Annotated in this window: 16 protein-coding genes; 15 read left to right on the forward strand and 1 reads right to left on the reverse strand. The window is 41.2% G+C overall.

Features of this window, described 5'->3' with window-relative positions:
- Positions 1-154 precede the first annotated feature (154 nt).
- Complete coding sequence (gene mnmG / locus FTV43_RS06305) at positions 155-2035, reverse strand: tRNA uridine-5-carboxymethylaminomethyl(34) synthesis enzyme MnmG (protein WP_179995129.1); 1881 nt, start codon at positions 2033-2035, stop codon at positions 155-157.
- A 242-nt stretch (positions 2036-2277) separates the two neighbouring features.
- Between mnmG and FTV43_RS06310 the strand changes: the two genes are divergently transcribed.
- The 15 genes from FTV43_RS06310 (at position 2278) to FTV43_RS06380 (ending at position 20451) form a co-directional block, all read left to right on the forward strand.
- Positions 2278-2634: a hypothetical protein gene (locus tag FTV43_RS06310; RefSeq protein ID WP_004973135.1), complete on the forward strand. Its 357-nt coding sequence runs from the start codon at positions 2278-2280 to the stop codon at positions 2632-2634.
- Positions 2635-2818: 184 nt separating this feature from the next.
- A complete protein-coding gene (locus FTV43_RS06315) occupies positions 2819-3730 on the forward strand; it encodes a bile acid:sodium symporter family protein (RefSeq protein WP_004973134.1) in 912 nt (303 codons plus the stop codon).
- 83 nt (positions 3731-3813) lie between these two features.
- Entirely contained in the window at positions 3814-4695 is an 882-nt protein-coding gene (locus FTV43_RS06320) for a bile acid:sodium symporter family protein (protein WP_179995130.1), read from the forward strand.
- 254 nt (positions 4696-4949) lie between these two features.
- Entirely contained in the window at positions 4950-5852 is a 903-nt protein-coding gene (prmA, locus tag FTV43_RS06325; RefSeq protein WP_179995131.1) for a 50S ribosomal protein L11 methyltransferase, read from the forward strand.
- A gap of 16 nt (positions 5853-5868) precedes the next feature.
- Positions 5869-6723 carry a DUF3426 domain-containing protein gene (locus tag FTV43_RS06330; protein WP_004973129.1) on the forward strand — a complete coding sequence of 285 codons (855 nt, stop codon included), beginning with the start codon at positions 5869-5871 and terminating at the stop codon, positions 6721-6723.
- Positions 6724-7111: 388 nt separating this feature from the next.
- Positions 7112-7381, forward strand: a complete 270-nt coding sequence (gene fis, locus FTV43_RS06335; RefSeq protein ID WP_001086304.1) for a DNA-binding transcriptional regulator Fis — start codon at positions 7112-7114, stop codon at positions 7379-7381.
- A 92-nt stretch (positions 7382-7473) separates the two neighbouring features.
- Positions 7474-9048, forward strand: a complete 1575-nt coding sequence (gene purH, locus FTV43_RS06340; RefSeq protein WP_179995132.1) for a bifunctional phosphoribosylaminoimidazolecarboxamide formyltransferase/IMP cyclohydrolase — start codon at positions 7474-7476, stop codon at positions 9046-9048.
- A 117-nt stretch (positions 9049-9165) separates the two neighbouring features.
- Positions 9166-10449, forward strand: coding sequence for a phosphoribosylamine--glycine ligase (gene purD / locus FTV43_RS06345; RefSeq protein ID WP_179995133.1), 1284 nt, complete (start codon positions 9166-9168; stop codon positions 10447-10449).
- 785 nt (positions 10450-11234) lie between these two features.
- Positions 11235-12107 carry a MetQ/NlpA family ABC transporter substrate-binding protein gene (locus FTV43_RS06350; protein WP_179995134.1) on the forward strand — a complete coding sequence of 291 codons (873 nt, stop codon included), beginning with the start codon at positions 11235-11237 and terminating at the stop codon, positions 12105-12107.
- A gap of 74 nt (positions 12108-12181) precedes the next feature.
- Entirely contained in the window at positions 12182-13207 is a 1026-nt protein-coding gene (locus FTV43_RS06355) for a methionine ABC transporter ATP-binding protein (protein ID WP_004973123.1), read from the forward strand.
- Positions 13204-13899 carry a methionine ABC transporter permease gene (locus FTV43_RS06360; RefSeq protein ID WP_004973122.1) on the forward strand — a complete coding sequence of 232 codons (696 nt, stop codon included), beginning with the start codon at positions 13204-13206 and terminating at the stop codon, positions 13897-13899. Before FTV43_RS06355 ends, FTV43_RS06360 begins: the two co-directional genes overlap by 4 nt.
- Positions 13900-14143: 244 nt before the next feature.
- The gene (dnaE, locus tag FTV43_RS06365) at positions 14144-17707 is read left to right on the forward strand and encodes a DNA polymerase III subunit alpha (RefSeq protein WP_179995135.1); all 3564 of its coding nucleotides are present in this window, start codon (positions 14144-14146) and stop codon (positions 17705-17707) included.
- Positions 17708-17735: 28 nt separating this feature from the next.
- Positions 17736-18584 (forward strand): RNA methyltransferase, encoded by an 849-nt coding sequence (locus FTV43_RS06370; RefSeq protein ID WP_004973119.1) that lies wholly within the window; start codon positions 17736-17738, stop codon positions 18582-18584.
- A complete protein-coding gene (cysE, locus tag FTV43_RS06375) occupies positions 18577-19374 on the forward strand; it encodes a serine O-acetyltransferase (protein ID WP_004973118.1) in 798 nt (265 codons plus the stop codon). Before FTV43_RS06370 ends, cysE begins: the two co-directional genes overlap by 8 nt.
- 174 nt (positions 19375-19548) lie before the next feature.
- Positions 19549-20451, forward strand: coding sequence for an ABUW_2363 family tetratricopeptide repeat lipoprotein (locus FTV43_RS06380; protein WP_154320674.1), 903 nt, complete (start codon positions 19549-19551; stop codon positions 20449-20451).
- Positions 20452-20535 lie beyond the last annotated feature (84 nt).

A 20535-nucleotide genomic window follows, 5' to 3' on the forward strand; every position in this document is an offset into this window, starting at 1 on the left:
ATGCTCCTGATCTAGCTGTGAAATCATAAGATATGCAGTCGAAATCAGATTTATTCTTATACGCAACTTCTTCTTTGCTTAGCATCTGATTTACTTTGGCGCATAAAAAAGCCCGCAATTTAAATTGTGGGCTTCTTCATCAATCCATCAAACCTTAAGCAGATTTACGTGACTGTGCATTTTTACGAATGGTGATCATCACCAATTGAACTGCGGCAGGTGTCACACCTGGAATACGACTGGCTTGTGCCAAAGTTTCAGGCAAAACATGCTTCAATTTTAGCGTGATTTCACGCGATAAACCTGACACTGCATCATAATCAAAATCGGCAGGGATTTTGGTTTCTTCCAAGCGTTTTAATTGTGCGACATCTTCATGCTGACGGTTGATATAACCTGCATATTTCACTGCAATTTCAATTTGATCGCCCACTTGTCCAGAAACTTCTGAGCCTGTTAATTCTGCAATTTGCGCAAAACTGATATTTGGACGTTTTAACAGATCAATCGCAGAACATTCTTTAGATAAATCTGCACCTGTCATTTCAACAAATTTTTTGCCCATTGGGTTGTTTGGTGCAGCCCACAAATGCTGTAAACGCCCTGTTTCACGTTCTACTGCTTCCATTTTTTCACAGTAAGCCGCCCAACGAGTGTCATCCACCAAACCAAGCTCACGACCAATTGGCGTCAAACGCTGATCGGCATTATCTTCACGCAACATCAAACGGTATTCCGCACGTGAGGTAAACATGCGGTACGGTTCTTTAGTACCTAGCGTGATCAAATCATCAACCAATACACCAATATAAGCTTCGTCACGTTTTGGTGTCCATTGTTCCTGATCCCAAGCGCGACGTGCCGCATTCAAACCAGCTAACACACCTTGCGCACCCGCTTCTTCATAACCAGTCGTACCATTAATTTGACCTGCAAAATACAAGTTATTAATGGCTTTGGTTTCCAAAGTGAATTTCAAGGCTTGTGGATTGAAGTAATCATATTCAATTGCATAGCCCGGACGCAAAATATGCGCATTTTCCATACCACGAATTGAACGAACTAACTCGAACTGCACATCAAACGGCAAAGAGGTTGAAATCCCGTTTGGATACAATTCATGTGTATCTAAACCTTCAGGCTCCAAAAATACCTGATGCGAGTCTTTATCAGAAAAACGGTGAATTTTATCTTCAATCGATGGGCAGTAACGTGGGCCAACACCTTCAATCACACCTGTATACATCGGTGAACGATCTAAACCACCACGAATAATTTCGTGAGTACGTTCATTGGTATGGGTGATATAGCAGTTCACTTGTTCAGGGTGCATCGACACATCACCCATGAATGACATGGTTGGTGATGGGAAATCACCTGGCTGCGGAATCATGACCGAAAAATCGACTGAGCGTGCATCAATACGTGGTGGCGTACCTGTTTTTAAACGCCCTACAGGCAAATTTAATTCACGTAAACGTGCCGCCAAAGCAATTGATGGAGGATCGCCTGCACGACCACCGCTCGATTTTTCTAAACCGATGTGAATCACACCACCCAAGAATGTACCTGTGGTCAATACCACGGTTTTCGCATCAAAACGAATCCCCATTTGAGTGACTACACCTTTTACAGTATCGCCTTCTACAATCAGGTCATCGGCTGCTTGTTGGAAAATATCTAAATTGGCTTGGTTTTCTAAAGTGGCACGAATCGCAGCTTTAAAACGAACACGGTCTGCCTGCGCACGTGTTGCACGAACCGCAGCACCTTTACGCGAGTTTAAAATACGGAATTGAATCCCGCTTTTATCGGCAGCCAATGCCATTGCACCGCCTAAGGCATCAATCTCACGTACCAAATGCGACTTACCAATCCCGCCAATTGCAGGGTTACAGCTCATCTGCCCTAAAGTCTCAATGTTATGAGTTAAGAGTAAGGTTTGACGACCCATACGTGCTGCTGCAAGCGCCGCTTCGGTGCCTGCGTGACCGCCACCAATAACAATGACATCGTAAACTTTAGGATAGTGCATAATGGTCAATGAGAGATAAAAAATAAAGACGGAATATTATAGCAAAACTTGTGGCATAAGTTGACAGATTCAGTCGATTTTATTGGCTTAACCGCGCTACAAAATTAATATTTTGTAATCCAAATTTGCATTTTTACTGTACATAAAAACATTTAGACCTAAAAATTAACCAGATCACCGTTGTTTTAATTTGTCTATTTTTTATCCTAATAACACAGATATGAGAAACAAAGGGAAACATCATGAATAAGAAAATTTTGCTGTCCTCTATGCTTTGTGGCTTATTTTTCAGTCCATTTGCAGTGCAGGCAAATGATAAAGTAGAAACCGTCTATAACGCGCAAAAATTCCAGCAAGTCTGTAAAGGTAAAACTCAGGGCGCACCTGTAAGCTTTGCTTATCGTGGGATTATCTGGAATGGTACCTGTGAACCACAATTCTTTAGTTCATCTAAAGCAGTGCAATTACAAGGCAATGAGCCTGAATTATACCGTTCTTGTATGGCAGATGCGCAAAGCACCGTCATTACAGTCAATGGTACTGAGTTAAAAGGCAAATGTGCCTTAGGCTTTACGCCACCACGCCCTGCTGCAATGTGATCAATCAGTTAATCTATATTTTCATGAACAGATCGGGTATTCATTCAAACTGAAAGCATGAAAATAACACCAAAGCAGTCATTTATAAGAAGTGACTGCTTTGTTTATTGCACAAGCTCAAAAAACAATTACACTGCAAAGAGAGGGAAAATTATACCCATAAGAAAAAAATAAAGGATGTGCTATGGATTCAGGCTTTTTTACCTTTTTTCTACCACTGACCTTAGCTGTGATGATGATGGGCTTAGGCTTACAACTCACGCCTAAAGACTTTATTCGGGTCAATCAATTTCCTAAAGTCATTTTTTTAACGCTTTTTTCACAATTGGTCATTTTGCCTGTTTTAGCATTTTCAATTTGTTTATTTTTAGAATTGCCACCGCTCTTGGCAATTGGCTTAATGCTGCTTGCTGCCTCACCAGGGGGGCCTACTGCGAACTTATTTAGCTATGTTTATAAAGGTGACGTTGCCCTAAATATTACCCTAACCGCAATGAACTCTGTGATGGCGACCTTTACGCTGCCTTTTATTGTTAATTTGTCTTTTCTGTATTTTATGACCGATCAACAACAAATTGGCATGCCAATTGAAAAAATGGCACAGGTTTTTTTACTGATTATTGTGCCTGTTTGTGTAGGAATGGCGGTGCGTAATGCAATGCCACAAATTGCATTACAGTTGGGCAAACCTATGCGTTTGATGTCCATTTATTTCATTTTCGCTTTATTCTTTTATGCGCTTTTCCGCGAACGCGCCAATGTCTTTGACTATTTCAGTGCGATTGGTATCGCCACAGCGCTTTTTTGCTTTTTAAGTTTACTTATTGGTTATCTTGTGCCGTATTTGGCGGGTGTGCCTGATCAACAAGCACGCTCTTGTTGTTTTGAAATTGGCATTCATAACACTGCTGTTTCTTTAACCGTTGCGCTATCGGTTTTGCAAAGCACTGAAATTGCCATTCCTTCTGCGATTTACACCATTTTTATGTATATGTTCAGCTTTATTTTAGGGAGTATGTTAGCTAGACAATCGGCCAAACTTGCCCATCAACACAAACAGGAGCAGAGTTTAAACCACAATAAAAATACAATTTAAAACGTGAGCAAAATTAACTACATATTAAACAAACAGTTAAATATCAAATAAATTATTGTAGATGTAAAAACAAAGGAGTGTTTATGGATTCAGGATTAATCACAATATTTTTGCCGCTGGCTTTGGCCGTGGTCATGGCTGGACTTGGCTTAGAACTCACTCCTAACGACTTTAAACGGGTGAGCAAACACCCCAAAGCAGTGTTTATTGCTTTATTTTGTCAATTGGTCGTCCTGACAGCAATTGCATTCTTTATTTGTAAACTGCTGAATTTACCACCACTGCTTGCAGTCGGACTCATGCTACTAGCAGCATCTCCAGGTGGGCCAACAGCCAACTTATTTAGCTACTTATATAAAGGTGATATTGCACTAAACATCACCCTCACTGCCGTGAATTCCGTGATTGCAGCATTTACCTTGCCCCTGATTGTCAACTTTGCCATTCAGCATTTTATTCAGGATGGGCAACAAGTTGGCTTACAATTTGCCAAAGTATTGCAGGTGTTTTTAATTATTATTATCCCTGTCACTTTAGGGATGTTAGTACGCCATTTTAGCCCTCAAACGGCAGACCGCTTAAACAAACCTGTGCGTATTTTTGCTGTGGTTTTTCTAATTGTGATTATTATTGGCGCAATTGCCAAAGAGCGAAACAACATCATGCTTTATTTGGCAGATGTAGGACTTGCCACTGCCCTGTTCTGTGCCTGCAGTTTATTGATTGGTTATTTTGTCCCGCGTTTCTTTGGCGTAAATAGCCAACAAGCCCGAGCCTGCGCCTTTGAAATTGGCATTCACAACAGTACCCTTGCAATGACTATCGCCCTAACCGTTATGTCAAGCTCAACCATTGCCATGCCTGCTGCGGTTTATTCTATTTTCATGTATATTTTTGCCGCAATTTTAGGCACATTACTAAATAAATTTGTGCCGACACCTGCATCGGAGCAATCTGCATCCTAAACAAGTCTCTCAATCATCCCCAATCCAGCAATTTGACTGTTTTGGGGATGATTGAGCGATGATGGTTCAAACAAATTCTTAACTTATATTTTTTAGAGTTATATTTTTGTCACATTATTCGACTATAAGCATAAAGCGAATTTGAAACTTCCAATCGTATAGAGTTTTCCCTTTCGCAATCCGAATAAAAAATAACAGCGTCTGCAGCAGTTCAGTTACAATAGCGCTTTCGCATTAAATTTTAGGTTATCTCCGTGAAGTGGTTACAAATACATATTACTGTTGATCAAGCGCAAGTCGATTTTACTGAAACCCTGCTCAGTTCATTGGGTGCAGTCAGCGTAACCTTAGATGATGCGGAAAATCAGGACTTACTTGAGCCACTGCCAGGTGAAACACCACTTTGGAACAAAGTCATTGTGACAGGTATTTATGCACAAGACGAAGGTGAAGAAATTGATGTTGCAGCCTTAGAAACCTTTATTCGTGCGCAAATGCCAGATGCCCCTTTACGCAGTGAATTTTTGGAAGATCAGGTTTGGGAACGCTCATGGATGGATTACTACGAGCCAATCCAGATTGCAGAGAAATTATGGATTGTACCTGAATGGTTAGAACCACCTGAGGCAGATGCAGTCAATATTAAACTTGACCCAGGTTTGGCTTTTGGTACAGGTAACCATGCCAGTACGTTCCTGTGCCTGCAATGGTTAGGTAAAACCAATGTAAAAGATAAAGTCGTGATCGACTACGGTTGTGGTTCAGGTATTTTAGGAGTAGCGGCTTTGTTGCTCGGTGCAAAAAAAGTCTATGCGACTGATATTGACCCGCAAGCAGTTTTAGCGACCAAACAAAATGCAGAACTCAACGGTGTACTTAAAAACTTATATGTGGGACTTCCAGAAGAGTTCAATGAAACCATCGGTAATGAAAAAGCAGACATTTTAGTTGCCAATATTTTGGCAGGCCCATTGATGATGCTTGCGCCAGAGTTTGCAACTTTAATTAAATCTGAGGGCGAGTTCGCACTTGCAGGTGTAATTGAAGAGCAAGTTGCTGAAGTTTCTAGTGTTTATTCTGAATTTTTTGATATAGTACAAGTCGAAAAACGTGAAGAAAACTGGTGTCGAATTTCTGGGAAACGCCATCCCCACTAACTGTAATTTTTGAGTTATGAGTGACAAGCAAACCAAGTGCCCTGAATGCCAAACTGTTTATAAAGTATCCGTTGCGCAGCTGACCGTTGCGCAAGGGATGGTTTGTTGTCCTAAATGCGACAATACCTTTAATGCTCTTTCGCATTTGGTATTTGCCTTTCCTCAAAATAAAAACTCAGTCACATCACAATTACATCACATTCAAAACCGCAGTTTTATGCAGGCAACTGCTGAACTTGCGCAACCGCAACATATTTTAGATATTTTTCAGCGTAAAGTTGAACATTCCAATATTGATCTGAAAACCTATCTGAATAACCTCAATTATTTCAGTACTGAACCGATTGGCAACATTCCTGCCATGAAGTTGTCTGCGCCTGATCTTGAAAGTGAAAAAAAGCATGGCAATGGTTACTACTTACTTTGGGGAATTATTAATCTTTTATTGATTGGCTTGTTGATCTTCCAAATTTTGTGGTTTAACCCAAAGTTTTTAAACAGCAGCCCTGCACTGAATTCTGTGTTTACCCAAGTCTGTCAATTTTTTAACTGTAGCAGTTTAGAAGAACGCTATAGCTTAATTTCAGCAAATCGCGTGAAGGTTAAACGTGTAGATCGTATGAATACACAATTTACGGGTGAGCTGATCAATTACTATGATAAAAGCTTGGCTTTGCCTAATATCAAAGTCACTTTAAAAGAAAAACAACAAACATTATCGACTTACATCTATTCCCCACAGGAGTATTTGGTCGAAAGTCTTTCGAGCATTCAACGTATTCCTAAAAACAGTCCATTTAAGTTTGACATTTTAGTTCCAATATCACGAAACGACTTCGATGCCTATACTTTAGAAATTATCAAGCCTTAATTCACAAAAAAATAGTGAAAAAATAGCGAAAAAATTAAAAAAATTGCAGTTTTCTTGCTCACTTTTTCTCATACAATGGTATCATACGCGCCACGAAAGCTTTGTGCTGCAAACTCCTCGCAAGATTCACAACAAATATAGATCTGTCTAATGCGCTTTATTTTTATATATCGCGTACAGAGTAGATTTTTTGTTTTGATTTTGGTCTGTAACAATTATTAATGTATTGTTACGCTTAAATTTCGACCAATGCCTAGAGTTGTGGCAAGCTAAATGTTCCAGTTTTAGAACTTCCCGTTTTAGGATCTAAAACGGAGTTCATTTAATTTATAGACCACATTGATATATCACTTTATCCCAGTGATATCTGATTTTCGGATTAATTCGCATGAATAGCAAATCTCCTATTTTTACTGCACAATCTGATGTTGCTTTACGTATTCACGTAGATCGCGCAGTTCGCCATTATTTTGCACAACTACAAGGTGAACAACCTTCACAAGTGTATGACATGGTGTTAGCAGAAATGGAGAAACCTCTTTTATCTGTTGTTCTTGAATACACTCGCGGTAACCAAACACGCGCTGCTGAAATTCTTGGACTAAACCGTGGTACTTTACGTAAAAAGTTAAAAGCTCACGGTTTAATGAGTGAATAAGTGATAAAATGCTTGCGGCCTCCGCAGGCATTTTTTTTACCTGCATTTTGCTACTTTGTTTTAATCTGTAATTGAAAACTGTGACGAAGATCATGACTATTAAACGCGCTTTAATCTCTGTTTCTGACAAAACAGGCATTGTTGAATTTGCACAAGACCTTGCTGCACTTGGGGTAGAAATTTTATCTACTGGCGGTACTTATAAGTTGCTTAAAGACAACAACATTGCTGTTGTAGAAGTGTCAGAGCATACTGGTTTCCCAGAAATGATGGATGGTCGTGTAAAAACGTTACACCCAAAAATTCATGGTGGTATTTTGGCTCGTCGTGGTCTAGACGAAGCGGTTATGGCAGAACACAATATTGATGCCATCGACCTCGTTGTTGTTAACCTTTACCCATTTGCAGCAACGGTTGCTAAACCAAACTGTTCACTTGCTGATGCAATTGAGAACATTGACATTGGTGGTCCAACTATGGTTCGTGCTGCAGCGAAAAACCATGCATCTGTGGGTATTGTGGTTAATGCATCTGACTATGCGACTGTCATTACAGAAATGAAAAACAGCGGTGCTTTATCTTACGAAACTCGTTTTGATTTAGCCGTTAAAGCGTTTGAACACACTGCACAATATGATGGCATGATCGCATCTTACTTGGGTGCACGTTTAGGTAAAGAAGAAGGCACTGCAGATCAGTTTGCACGTACGTTCAACACGCAATTAAACAAAGCTCAAGATTTGCGTTACGGTGAAAACCCACATCAGTCTGCCGCATTCTATGTAGACCCTGCTGCAACTGAAGCTTCTGTTTCAACTGCAAAACAGTTACAAGGCAAAGAATTATCGTATAACAACATTGCAGATACTGATGCTGCACTTGAATGTGTGAAATCATTTGCAAAACCTGCTTGTGTAATCGTAAAACACGCAAACCCATGTGGTGTTGCTGTGTCTTTAGAGGGTATTCAAGCTGCTTATGATCTTGCTTATGCTACGGATCCAGAATCTGCTTTTGGTGGCATCATTGCATTTAACCGTGAGTTAGATGTTGCAACTGCACAAGCGATTGTAGACCGTCAATTCGTTGAAGTCATCATTGCGCCAAGTATTGCAGATGGCGTACTTGAAGTGACTGGCGCGAAGAAAAACGTACGTGTACTTGTTTGTGGTGAGCTTCCTGCAATTGATGCTCGTGCACCGCAAATGGATTACAAACGTGTTAACGGCGGTTTATTGGTTCAAGACCAAGACTTGGGCATGATCACTAAAGATGACTTAAAAGTCGTGACCAAACGTGCGCCAACTGAACAAGAAATTGATGACATGATCTTTGCTTGGAAAGTTGCAAAATACGTGAAATCAAATGCAATTGTTTATGCGAAAAACCGTCAAACAATTGGTGTAGGCGCAGGTCAAATGAGCCGTGTAAACTCTGCACGTATTGCTGCAATTAAAGCAGAACATGCAGGTTTAGTGGTTGAAGGTGCTGTTATGGCATCTGATGCGTTCTTCCCATTCCGTGATGGTATTGATAACGCTGCTAAAGCGGGTATCAAATGCATCATTCAACCAGGTGGTTCAATGCGTGACGAAGAAACTATTGCAGCAGCAGATGAAGCTGGTATCGCAATGGTATTCACAGGTATGCGTCATTTCCGTCACTAATTTTTAGACGATCCTCCCTAGCCCTCCTTTATTTATAAAGGAGGGTTTTCTATATTATTGTAGAAGGATGGGAGTTCCCCTTATACAAGGGGGATTAATTTTTAAGGATTTTAATAAATGAACATTTTAGTTTTAGGTAGTGGCGGTCGTGAACATGCATTGGCATGGAAAATCGCACAAGATGAAAAAGTTGCTAAAGTCTTTGTTGCCCCTGGCAACGCAGGGACTGCAACTGAAAACAAATGCGAAAATGTGGCGTTAGACATTCAAAATAACCCTGCCATTATCGAATTTGCCAAAAATAATGCAGTAGATTTAATTATTGTTGGCCCTGAAGCGCCATTGGTAAATGGTGTAGTGGACGCTTGCCGTGAAGCAGGCTTAAAAATTTGGGGTCCAACTCAATTTGCGGCACAACTTGAAGGTTCTAAAGCCTTTGCTAAACACTTCCTAAAACGTCATAACATTCCAACTGCATTCTATGACGTATTCACCGAAGTAGATGCTGCCAAAGCTTATGTAGAACAAAACGGTGCGCCAATTGTCATCAAGGCCGATGGCCTTGCAGCAGGTAAAGGCGTGATCGTGGCGATGACCAATCAAGAAGCTTTTGATGCCATTGACGACATGTTGGCAGGCAACAAGTTTGGTGATGCAGGTTCACGTGTTGTGATCGAGCAGTTCTTGGATGGTGAAGAAGCGTCTTTCATTTGTATGATTGATGGCGACAACATCCTTCCTATGGCAACTTCACAAGACCACAAGCGTATTTTTGAAGGCGACCAAGGTCCAAATACTGGTGGTATGGGTGCATACTCTCCTGCCCCTGTCGTGACTGCAGACGTATTTGAAAAAACCATGAATGAAGTGATGCGTCCTACTGTTGAAGGTATGAAAAAAGACGGTCATGTTTATACAGGTTTCTTATACGCAGGCTTAATGATTGACGACAAAGGTCAACCAAAAGTGATCGAGTTTAACTGCCGTTTTGGTGACCCAGAAACACAACCAATTATGATGCGCTTAAAGTCATCTTTGGTAGATTTGGTTGAAGCAGGTATTGCTGGCAACTTACCTGCCGAAGCAGACTGGGATGAACGCAAAACTGTCGGGATTGTATTGGCGACTGCGGGTTACCCTGAAACTTCAGGCAAAGGTGATGTGATTTCTGGTTTAGAAACACAAATGGCAGATGCGAAAGTATTCCACGCAGGTACAGCAAGCAATGCCGATGGTGAGATTGTGACCAATGGTGGTCGTGTACTGTGTGTAACTGCGCTCGGTAATACCATTGGCGAAGCGCAAGCTAAAGCCCTTGAACTGTGCGAAAAAGTTACCTTTGATGGTGTGCAATATCGTAAAGATATTGGCTATCGTGCCATTGCTCGTGAAAATGCTTAAAATTTTTAGTTTAGCCTAAAAATTTAAGTCCATAAAAAAGCTCGTCACTGTACGAGCTTTTTGTTTATCAGGTTGTAACCCATGTACATTGTGATGATCTACGTTTATAAAATACTTTAGATCAATAAACATGCAAAAAATAAAAAGCTTCAAAGAATTTTTAATTTCAATATTCGTTGAGTTTACATTGCAAATACTTTTTATTTTTGCAGGATTAATATATTTGGCTTATGTTTTTATAGGGATAGGTTCATTGTTACTCTGTTTGCCTTATATATGGGCGATATATTATCGTTGGAAAAATCATTCATAACTTCTTTTATGTATTTACAGCCATGTTCTGATTCTTGTAACTAAGCCGATTTCATACCGACAATTTCATATCTCGTTTTTTACTATCGATTGCAGAATAAATTTTAAAGCACCTAAATATTTAAACACTTGTTCAAATCCTTAATCTTTACAGAATATATTTATTTATAAGAACTTATTTTGACTTATTCGCTTTCTGTTGTAAAAACAGTGATATGCATAACATACACAGCACTATATAGAATTATTTTTTATTGTTATGATGGTGCATCTTTTGAAAAAGTGAATTGCCCATCCATCTCAAAATTATTGATTGAGCTGTGGGCTGACTTTTTCAGTACTCAAACAATACCTACAACATATTTGAGAAACATACAAAATCATCATCATGCGATTCCATCCATCGTGCTGATTTGATTCTTCTCAATCATTGGCAACTTTAGGCACGGCTTAAACTTGCTCGGGATATATTCATGAAAAAGCTCCTTGGTCTTGTACTTGGTCTTTCAGTTGGCTTGGCTGGCTGTGGCAAACAAGAAGCGCCTGCGACTGACGCGGCACAAAAAGATTCTTCTGCTCTACACACTGTCACTATGGCATCGACTGGTTCAGATGCAGATATTTGGCGTTTTATTGCCGACTTACCTGAAACCAAAGCAGCAGGTATTCAACTTGAAGTGAAAAACTTCACCGATTACGTGTCAATGAACACGGCGGTAGCAAATAAAGAAATTGATCTTAACGCATTCCAATCTTATGCCTATATGGTGGCATTTAATGCCAACAATAAAGATCAAATTGCACCAGTAGCGACAACTTACTTAGAGCCAATGGGTATTTACTCAAGCAAAGTGAAAAAGTTGGATGAGTTCAAAACAGGTGCAACCATTGCTATTCCAAATGATGGTGCCAATGAATCACGTGCACTGTTATTACTTCAATCGGCTGGTTTGGTTAAACTGAAAGATGGTTTTGACAATGTTCAAGGCACGCCTGCAGACATCGTAGAAAATGCTAAGCAAATTCAAATCAAACCAATTCAAATGGCAACGGCTGTACGTGTAAAAGATGAAGTCGATGCAATTGTCTTGGGCAACACCCTTGCTATGGAAGGTGGTTTGAACGTACTGAAAGATTCAATTTATTACGAACCAATTGACCAAAGCACAAAAATGAATGTCAATATTCTCGCGACTGCTGCAGATCGTCAAAATGCCCCAATCTTGCAAAAAGTAGGTGCGTTGTATCATACCGAAGCAGTGAAGCAGTATATTGATCAGCACTTTGGCGGAACAAAAGTTGCGGTAAATAAACCTGTCAGCTATTTCACTGAAGCAGCAAAATAGTAATATAATGCGTTAAACAAAACAGGCAAAGCGAACTTTGCCTGTTTTTTCATTTATGGACATTTCTTGACGATATGATTGAATTTAAAAACATTTCAAAGCACTATCAGCTCAAAGGTCAAACACTGCGTGCGTTGGATCAAATTAACCTACAAATTCCAACAGGTAGTATTTTTGGCATTATTGGCTATAGTGGTGCAGGTAAAAGTACGTTAATCCGCTTGATCAATTTGTTGGAGCGTCCAAATGCTGGGCAAGTCATCATTCATCAAAAAGATTTTACTGCACTCAATGCCCGCGAATTACGTCAAGAACGTGCCCATATTGGAATGATTTTTCAGCACTTCAATTTATTGCAGACCAAAACTGTGGCTGCCAATATTGAAATGCCGATGAAACTGTTAGGCTGGAACAAAGCCGAACGCGAAAAGCGTTTAAATGAATTACTTGAGTTTATTGATTTAAAACATAAAAAAGACGCCTACCCTGATGAACTTTCAGGCGGACAAAAACAACGTGTCGGTATTGCGCGTGCGCTAGCCAATCATCCTAAAATTTTACTCTGCGATGAAGCAACTTCAGCACTTGATCCACAAACCACCAAATCTGTGCTGGAATTACTGAAAAAAATTAACCGCGAACAAGGCATTACCATTGTAATGGTCACACATGAAATGGATGTGATTGAATCGGTTTGTGATTATGTGGCGGTGATGGAACAAGGCAAAGTCATTGAAACAGGTTCAACCCTAGAAATATTTAGTCAACCGCAACATCCGACCACCAAAAGCTTTATTCAAACCGTGTTGCAGCAGCAATTGCCTATCAATATTTTGAATAATCTGGAAAATCAAAATCAGCACAGCATTTATTGTCTGAAGTTTTTAGGTAAATCAGCTCAGGAAACCGTAATTCAAGCCGTCATTAAACAGTTTGATATCAGCCTGAATATTTTATTTGCCAATATGACCGAAATTGATGGCGCTGTGATTGGGCAAATGTTTATACAATTGCTCGGTGATGCAAGCGTCATTCAACAAGCACTTGAATTTCTGCAAGCCAATGGTGTTGAAGTTGAACAGTCAGGAGTACAAGCATGAGAGATTTAATTGTACAGTGGCTGACCTCAGTAACTGCGCCTTTCTGGAAAAGCTCTTTATCTATTGACCAGTTTGTTACAGCCTTACAAGAGACCTTTCACATGGTGTTCTTTGCCATGTTGTTTGGTTGTATCTGGGGCTTTATTCAGGGCATTACCCTTGTAGTGACTCGTCCGACAGGTATTTTGCCAAACCGTGTGATTTATCACGGGCTTAACCCGATTGTAAACGCACTACGCTCCCTACCCTTTATTATTTTATTGATTGCGGTGATTCCGCTGACTAAATTGTTAGTGGGTACATCCATCGGAACTTGGGCAGCCATTGTTCCACTGACCATTTATGTCGGCCCGTATATTGGTCGTTTGGTAGAAACTTCACTGCTTGAAGTCAATGAAGGGATTGTCGAATCTGCACAGGCAATGGGTGCTACACCCTTACAGATTATCTTCAAATTTATTTTACCTGAAGCACGTAGCTCACTCATTTTGAACCTAACCACAGCCACCATTAGCTTAATTGGCGCAACTGCTATGGCAGGCGCAGTCGGTGCAGGCGGCATTGGTGACCTTGCTATTTCTTATGGTTATCAACGCTTTGATAGTAGTGTCGTGATGCTAACCGTGGTGGTCTTATTAATTTTAGTGCAATTGGTGCAAAGTTTAGGCGATTGGTTATCTAAACTCAGATAAATCTTTCATCTACACATCAGAAATAGATTCACCATTTAACTCCTTGCTACTCGTATGAGTGTGTAAGGGGTTAAAACCACACTCCTTCTCCATGCATACGTGATTCACGCCATATCAACATCCAAAAAACTGAAATTTTGATATACGGTCAAGATCATCGAAAACCGTAGGAAAAACTTTGCAGCATGTTTTGTCTTGAGCAGAGCATGCTAAACTAACCCGTGATTTTTTAAGGGACTGATTCATGCGCTTTGTTCATTTAGGTATACATACAGAATTTTCGATTACCGAGTCGATTGTACGCATACCTGACTTGATTCAAGCTGCAGTCAATGAAGAAATGCCTGCTTTGGCATTGACCGATCTCTCTAACCTACACGCTGCCGTAAAATTTTATGGCAAATGTTTGGGGCAAGGCATCAAACCAATTTTAGGTTCAGTGCTGCGTTTAAATGATGCCGATCATCGCGTGACTTTATTGTCGATGAACAATCACGGCTGGCGTAACCTGACCGAATTGGTGTCGCGTGGCTATATTGGAGGTCAGCAACTCAACATCCCTTGCGTCAATAAAGCATGGATTTTAGAACAAGCCGATGACCTAATTCTGTTACTCGGCATTCAAAGTGATGTCGGCAAAATGCTGATCACGTCCAATCCGCAAAAAGCCGAACCGTTGCTGGAAGAATGGATCGAAAAATTTGGTAATCGGGTTTATTTGGCACTGACCCGTACAGATCGTCCCGATGAAGATGCTTTTATTGCCGAAGCAGTTAAATTAGCTAAAAAATATAATATTGGTGTGGTGGCACATAATGATGTGCACTTTGTCCGCCGTGAAGATTATGAAGCGCATGAAGCGCGAGTCTGCATTGCCGAAGGTTATGTTTTAGGAGATAACCGTCGTCCTAAAACTTACAGTCCTGAGCAATATTTTAAAACCGCTGTAGAAATGACGGAATTATTTTCCGACATTCCAAGTGCTATTGAAAACAGCTATCACATTGCCAAACGCTGTAACGTCACGCTGCAATTGGGTAAATATTTCCTTCCAGATTATCCAATTCCAGAAGGACACACCATTGATACCTACTTCGCACACCTATCCAAACAAGGTTTAGAAGAACGTCTAAATGTGCTCTATCCTGTCGCGCAGCGCGATGAAGACTGGGCAGAGATTCGCAAACCTTATGATGAGCGAATTGAATACGAAATTAATATTATTAATTCGATGGGCTTCCCGGGTTACTTCCTCATCGTCATGGACTTTATTCAATGGTCTAAAAATAATGGTGTACCTGTTGGGCCGGGTCGTGGTTCGGGCGCGGGTTCATTGGTCGCCTATAGCTTAAAAATTACCGACTTAGACCCATTGCGTTATGAACTACTCTTTGAGCGTTTCTTAAACCCAGAACGTGTATCCATGCCCGACTTTGACGTCGATTTCTGTATTGCAGGACGCGATAAAGTCATTGATTATGTGGCACGCACCTATGGACGTGATGCGGTATCACAAATTGCCACTTTCGGTACTATGGCCGCCAAAGGTGCGATTCGAGATGTCGCACGGGTTTTGGGCAAGTCTTATGGTTTGGCAGACCGTATTTCTAAACTGATTCCAACTAAACCTTTAGGGCTTAGTTTGGAAGAATCAATTGAAGCCGAACCACAGCTGAAAGATGTGGTGACCAATCCATCTAACCCAGACTATGACGATGCTTCAGAAATTTGGGAAATGGCTTTAAAACTTGAAGGCATTACCCGCAACACAGGCAAACACGCAGGTGGTGTGGTCATTGCACCAACCAAAATCACCGACTTTTCTGCGGTTATGTGCGATGCTGATGGAACCGCCCGTGTTGCACAATACGATAAAGACGATGTTGAATCGGCAGGTTTGGTCAAATTTGACTTCTTGGGTTTACGTAACCTGACGGTTATTGAAGATGCAGTACAAAATATCAATAAACGCATCCAAGCCGATACACCGCTAGATATTGCCCATATTCCATTGGACGATAAAGACGCCTATTTAGTCTTTGCCAATGCCAACACCACAGCGGTATTCCAGTTTGAATCCGTGGGCATGAAAAAGATGCTGAAAGAAGCACGCCCAAGCAAATTTGAGGAAATTATTGCCTTCGTGTCCTTGTATCGTCCTGGCCCGATGGATCTCATTCCAGACTTTATTCACCGTATGCACGGTGGCGAGTTTGAGTATCTGCATCCTTTGCTAGAAGGTGTGCTTGAACCAACCTACGGCATTATGGTTTATCAGGAACAGGTAATGCAGGCGGCACAGTATTGTGCAGGCTATACCCTCGGTGGTGCGGACTTACTACGTCGTGCTATGGGTAAGAAAAAACCTGAAGAAATGGTGAAACAGCGCCAAATCTTTATTGAAGGTGCTGCGAAAAAAGACATTGATGCCGCCACAGCCAACCATATTTTCGACTATATGGAAAAGTTCGCAGGCTACGGTTTTAACAAATCCCACGCGGCTGCTTATGCCCTCGTTGCCTATCAGACGGCATGGCTGAAAGCACATTACCCTGCCGAATTCTTGGCTGCGGTCATGTCGTCGGAAATGCAAAACACCGATAACGTGGTGTTCCTGATTGATGACTGTCGCCACAATGGTCTGGAAGTTTTACCACCTTCGGTAAATATGTCTTTGTATCATTTCCACGCCAGCGATGAACGCACCATTGTCTACGGACTTGGCGCAATTAAAGGCGTGGGCGAACAAGCCATGCAATCGGTGATTGATTCTCGCCAAAAAGAAGGTCCATACCGCGATTTATTTGACTTCTGTCATCGTATTGATTTGAAAAAAATCAACAAACGAACCCTTGAAGCCTTAATTCGTGCGGGTGCATTAGACTGTTTAGGCATCGAACGCTCAAGTTTAATGGCACAATTGCCAGAAGCGGTACAAGCGGCGGAACAAGCACGTTCCAACCGTGAAACAGGCATCATGGATTTATTTGGTGAAGTTGAAGAAGTACAACGTAAGCCTGCCAAACCTGTAAAACCATGGTCAGATGAAGTCCGACTTAAAGGTGAAAAAGACACACTTGGACTTTACCTCACTGGTCACCCGATTGATGTCTATCGCAATGAATTAAAAGCCTTTATTCCAAGTAAAATTAATGAACTGACGCCAACCCGTCGTGGCGTGACCACCGTCTTTGCAGGCTTGGTGGTGGATGTCGCCAACTTCCCAAATCGGATGGTGGTCACTTTAGATGATGGTACGGCACGTATTGAAGTATCTGCCAACCATGAGCGCTTCCAACGCTTTAAAGATATTGTACAAACTGAAAAAGTGGTGGTGATTGAAGGCGAAATTTACGAACGTGAAGGTTTTGACCGCCCAATGGGACGCTTAACCAAAGCGTTTAGCTTGAATGAAATTCGTCAAAAACGCGCCAATAGTATTCAAATTCACTTGCATGCAGAACATTTAAGCAAGACCTTGAGTCAAGACTTACAAAATATGTTGCTGCCTTATTGTAATGTGGATTTATGCACGCATATTCCTGTTTTATTGCACCTTGACTATGCTTATGCCACTGCAGAATTACATTTGGGCATTCAGTGGAAAATCGCACCCTTAGATGAAGCCTTGGTCAAATTGCGTGACTATTTTGGTAAAGAAAGCCTGCATATCGAATATCAAGTGAAATCCAAAGCCGCGAAAGCTGTCGATGTGGCGAAACCTGCATCGATTGCTCCACCACCTGCTGATATGAGCATGGATGATGCTATGGATTTATACCATACCGAAGTTGATCAATATTCTTAATTAAAAATTTAACCCATCTGGATTTGTTATGAGTCAAACCGACAATGCAGCTGTTGCCGCACACCTCTCCCACGTGCGTATTGTCATGGTGAATACCACCCTGCCTGCCAACATCGGTAGCGCCTTACGCGCCATGAAAACCATGGGGCTATGTAAATTGGTTTTGGTTGATCCAAAAACCTATCCGCATCCAGATATTGATGCTTTGGCGGCAGGTGCAACCGATTTAATTGAACAGATTGAAGTGGTTGAACAGCTCGAAGATGCAATTGCCGACTGCCATTTGGTCTTTGGCACCAGTGCACGTAGTCGTACTATTCCATGGCCACTCTTAGATGCACGCCCTGCGGCAGAAAAGTCGTTAAATGCTGTGGCACAGCATGGGCAAAATGTTGCCATTATTTTTGGACGTGAAGATCGTGGTTTAACCAATGAAGAGCTGGCTTTGGCGAATTATCACGTGACGATTCCTGTCAATGAAGAATATGGTGTGCTCAATGTTGCTCAAGCCATTCAAGTGATTTGCTATGAAATGCGTATGGCTGCCATCGATATTGTCGGAAAAATTGCCGATCCTGCAGCGACGATGCAAGTGACAGATTCTGAAGCGATGCAATGGGATGAACCTTTGGTCAACCATGAACAAATGCAACAGTTCTATCCACATTTAGAAAAAATGCTGGCAGAAATTGAATTTATGGATCCAAAAAATCCACGATTATTGCCTTTGCGCTTGCGTCGGCTTTTCGGACGTATACAATTAGATCGTATGGAATACCATTTACTTCGCGGTATTTTTAGCCGCGTACAAGCAATGAATAACGGTTCATGGAAAAAATCTACATCAACACAGGACGAGGATCAAACTAATGCTTAAACAGCTCAAAGAAGACATTCAAGCTGTCTTCGCGCGCGATCCTGCTGCTCGAAATACACTTGAAGTCTTGACCACTTATCCAGGAATTCACGCTTTAATTATGCATCGTGTGGCGCATGAATTATGGAACAAAGACTGCAAGGGGTCGGCACGTCTACTCTCGTCATTTAGCCGTTTTGCTACAGGAATTGAAATTCATCCCGGTGCAAAAATTGGTCGTCGCTTTTTTATTGACCATGGCATGGGCGTGGTGATTGGTGAAACTGCTGAAATTGGTGATGATGTCACCTTATATCATGGCGTGACTTTAGGCGGCACAACGTGGAATAAAGGCAAACGTCATCCAACTTTGGAAGATGGCGTAGTAGTCGGTGCAGGCGCGAAAATTCTAGGCCCATTCACCGTACATAAAAATGCCAAAGTTGGCTCTAATGCGGTTGTGACCAAAGAAGTACCTGAAGGCGCAACTGCTGTGGGTAACCCTGCGCGCTTTATTATGAAAAATAAACCTGCCGATGATCAGGAAGCACGTCGTCGTGATTATGCTGCCAGTATTGGTTTCCAACCTTATGCAGCAACGCAGGACCAATCTGACCCAGTATTGGACGGCATGCGAGTATTACTAGATCGCTTGGAACAAAATGAAAAACGTATGAATTTATTATGTCAGCGTCTCTCTTTACTTGACCCAAGCTTTAAAAACCCACAGCAAAATGAACAACCTTATAGTGCAGAAGAATTAAAAATAATTGAAGATGTTAGACGTGAGTGTGAAGCACAAAGTAAATAGGGCTGTTTATTTGATCAATCCTACATACTTAAAAAAACTTCGTATCACTGTGTAACTAAGCCCCCTCAATTGTATTGCATGTTCGGAACAGATTTCTTAGACTGACCGACATGCAATATTTTAATCCGACACAATCACCTCTCACTTTTAAAATAAATTGAACGGAAGAACACCATGACCCTTAAGCCTTTGGCACTCAGTATTCTAGCCGCAACGCTCGTTAGCGCCTGTGTTGCACCACCAAAACAAGAAGTAAAACCACCTATCGTATTTACCGAACCTGAATTAAGTGCACCATTCTATGCCTTAAATCCATTTAATTATGATGCCCCACCACCATTTGAAATTAACCTACAAAAAGCAGCAGCACAGCCTGTGACTAAAATGGTGGTTACTAACCCAAATGATCCAAGCAAAAGCATTACCTTAGATCAAAACAAATTGATTGTACCTACGGTCAATAACAATGCCCGTAGCTTGAAGTTTGCAGTTTTGGCAGGTGAAAACGAAATTGACATCACCGAAATTGATGACTTCTTACAATTGGTCGAAGGCAAAGCACGTCACTATCCACCACGTTTTAGCGAACGTCAGGAACGTCGTGGTTTCGAGGCAAAGCTCAAAGAATTGACTCAACAATTAGACACTTTGGCAGCCAATGAAAATGCCTCTTTTGATATTTTGATGCGTGCATTTAAAGCCAGTGTTATGGCACGTAATCTAGACTTAGGCTCTGTTTACACCACACGCTCACTTAACTATGCGCAGCGTATCTTAAAAATTAATCAGGAAGATGCCGAAGCGAATTTCTGGTTTGGTTTCGGTCTGTCTGAAGGTGGCGGTCATCGTGAAGCCATTCCTTATTTAGACAAAGCCATGAAAGCAGGTGTGCAGGAAGCTTATTTGTCTGCGGCAAACAATTATATTGCCATGGAACAAAAGAAAAATGCAGTACAAACTTTGAAAAACTATAAAATCAAATACCCGCAAGAAGCCGAAGTGGCTGACCGTTTGATTGCTGAAATTGAAAAGCAAGGTCGCTGGAATGTGTGGCAAGTGATCGCACCACGCACTTAATAAAAAATCGATACAAAAATACCTAAAAATAGACCGTTTCGACGGTCTATTTTGCTTTCTACGCAATTGAAAAAGCTTTAAAAA

Origin of the sequence: Acinetobacter sp. YH16053, from assembly GCF_013417035.1 — a bacterium.
GTDB classification, from domain to species: Bacteria; Pseudomonadota; Gammaproteobacteria; order Pseudomonadales; family Moraxellaceae; genus Acinetobacter; species Acinetobacter towneri.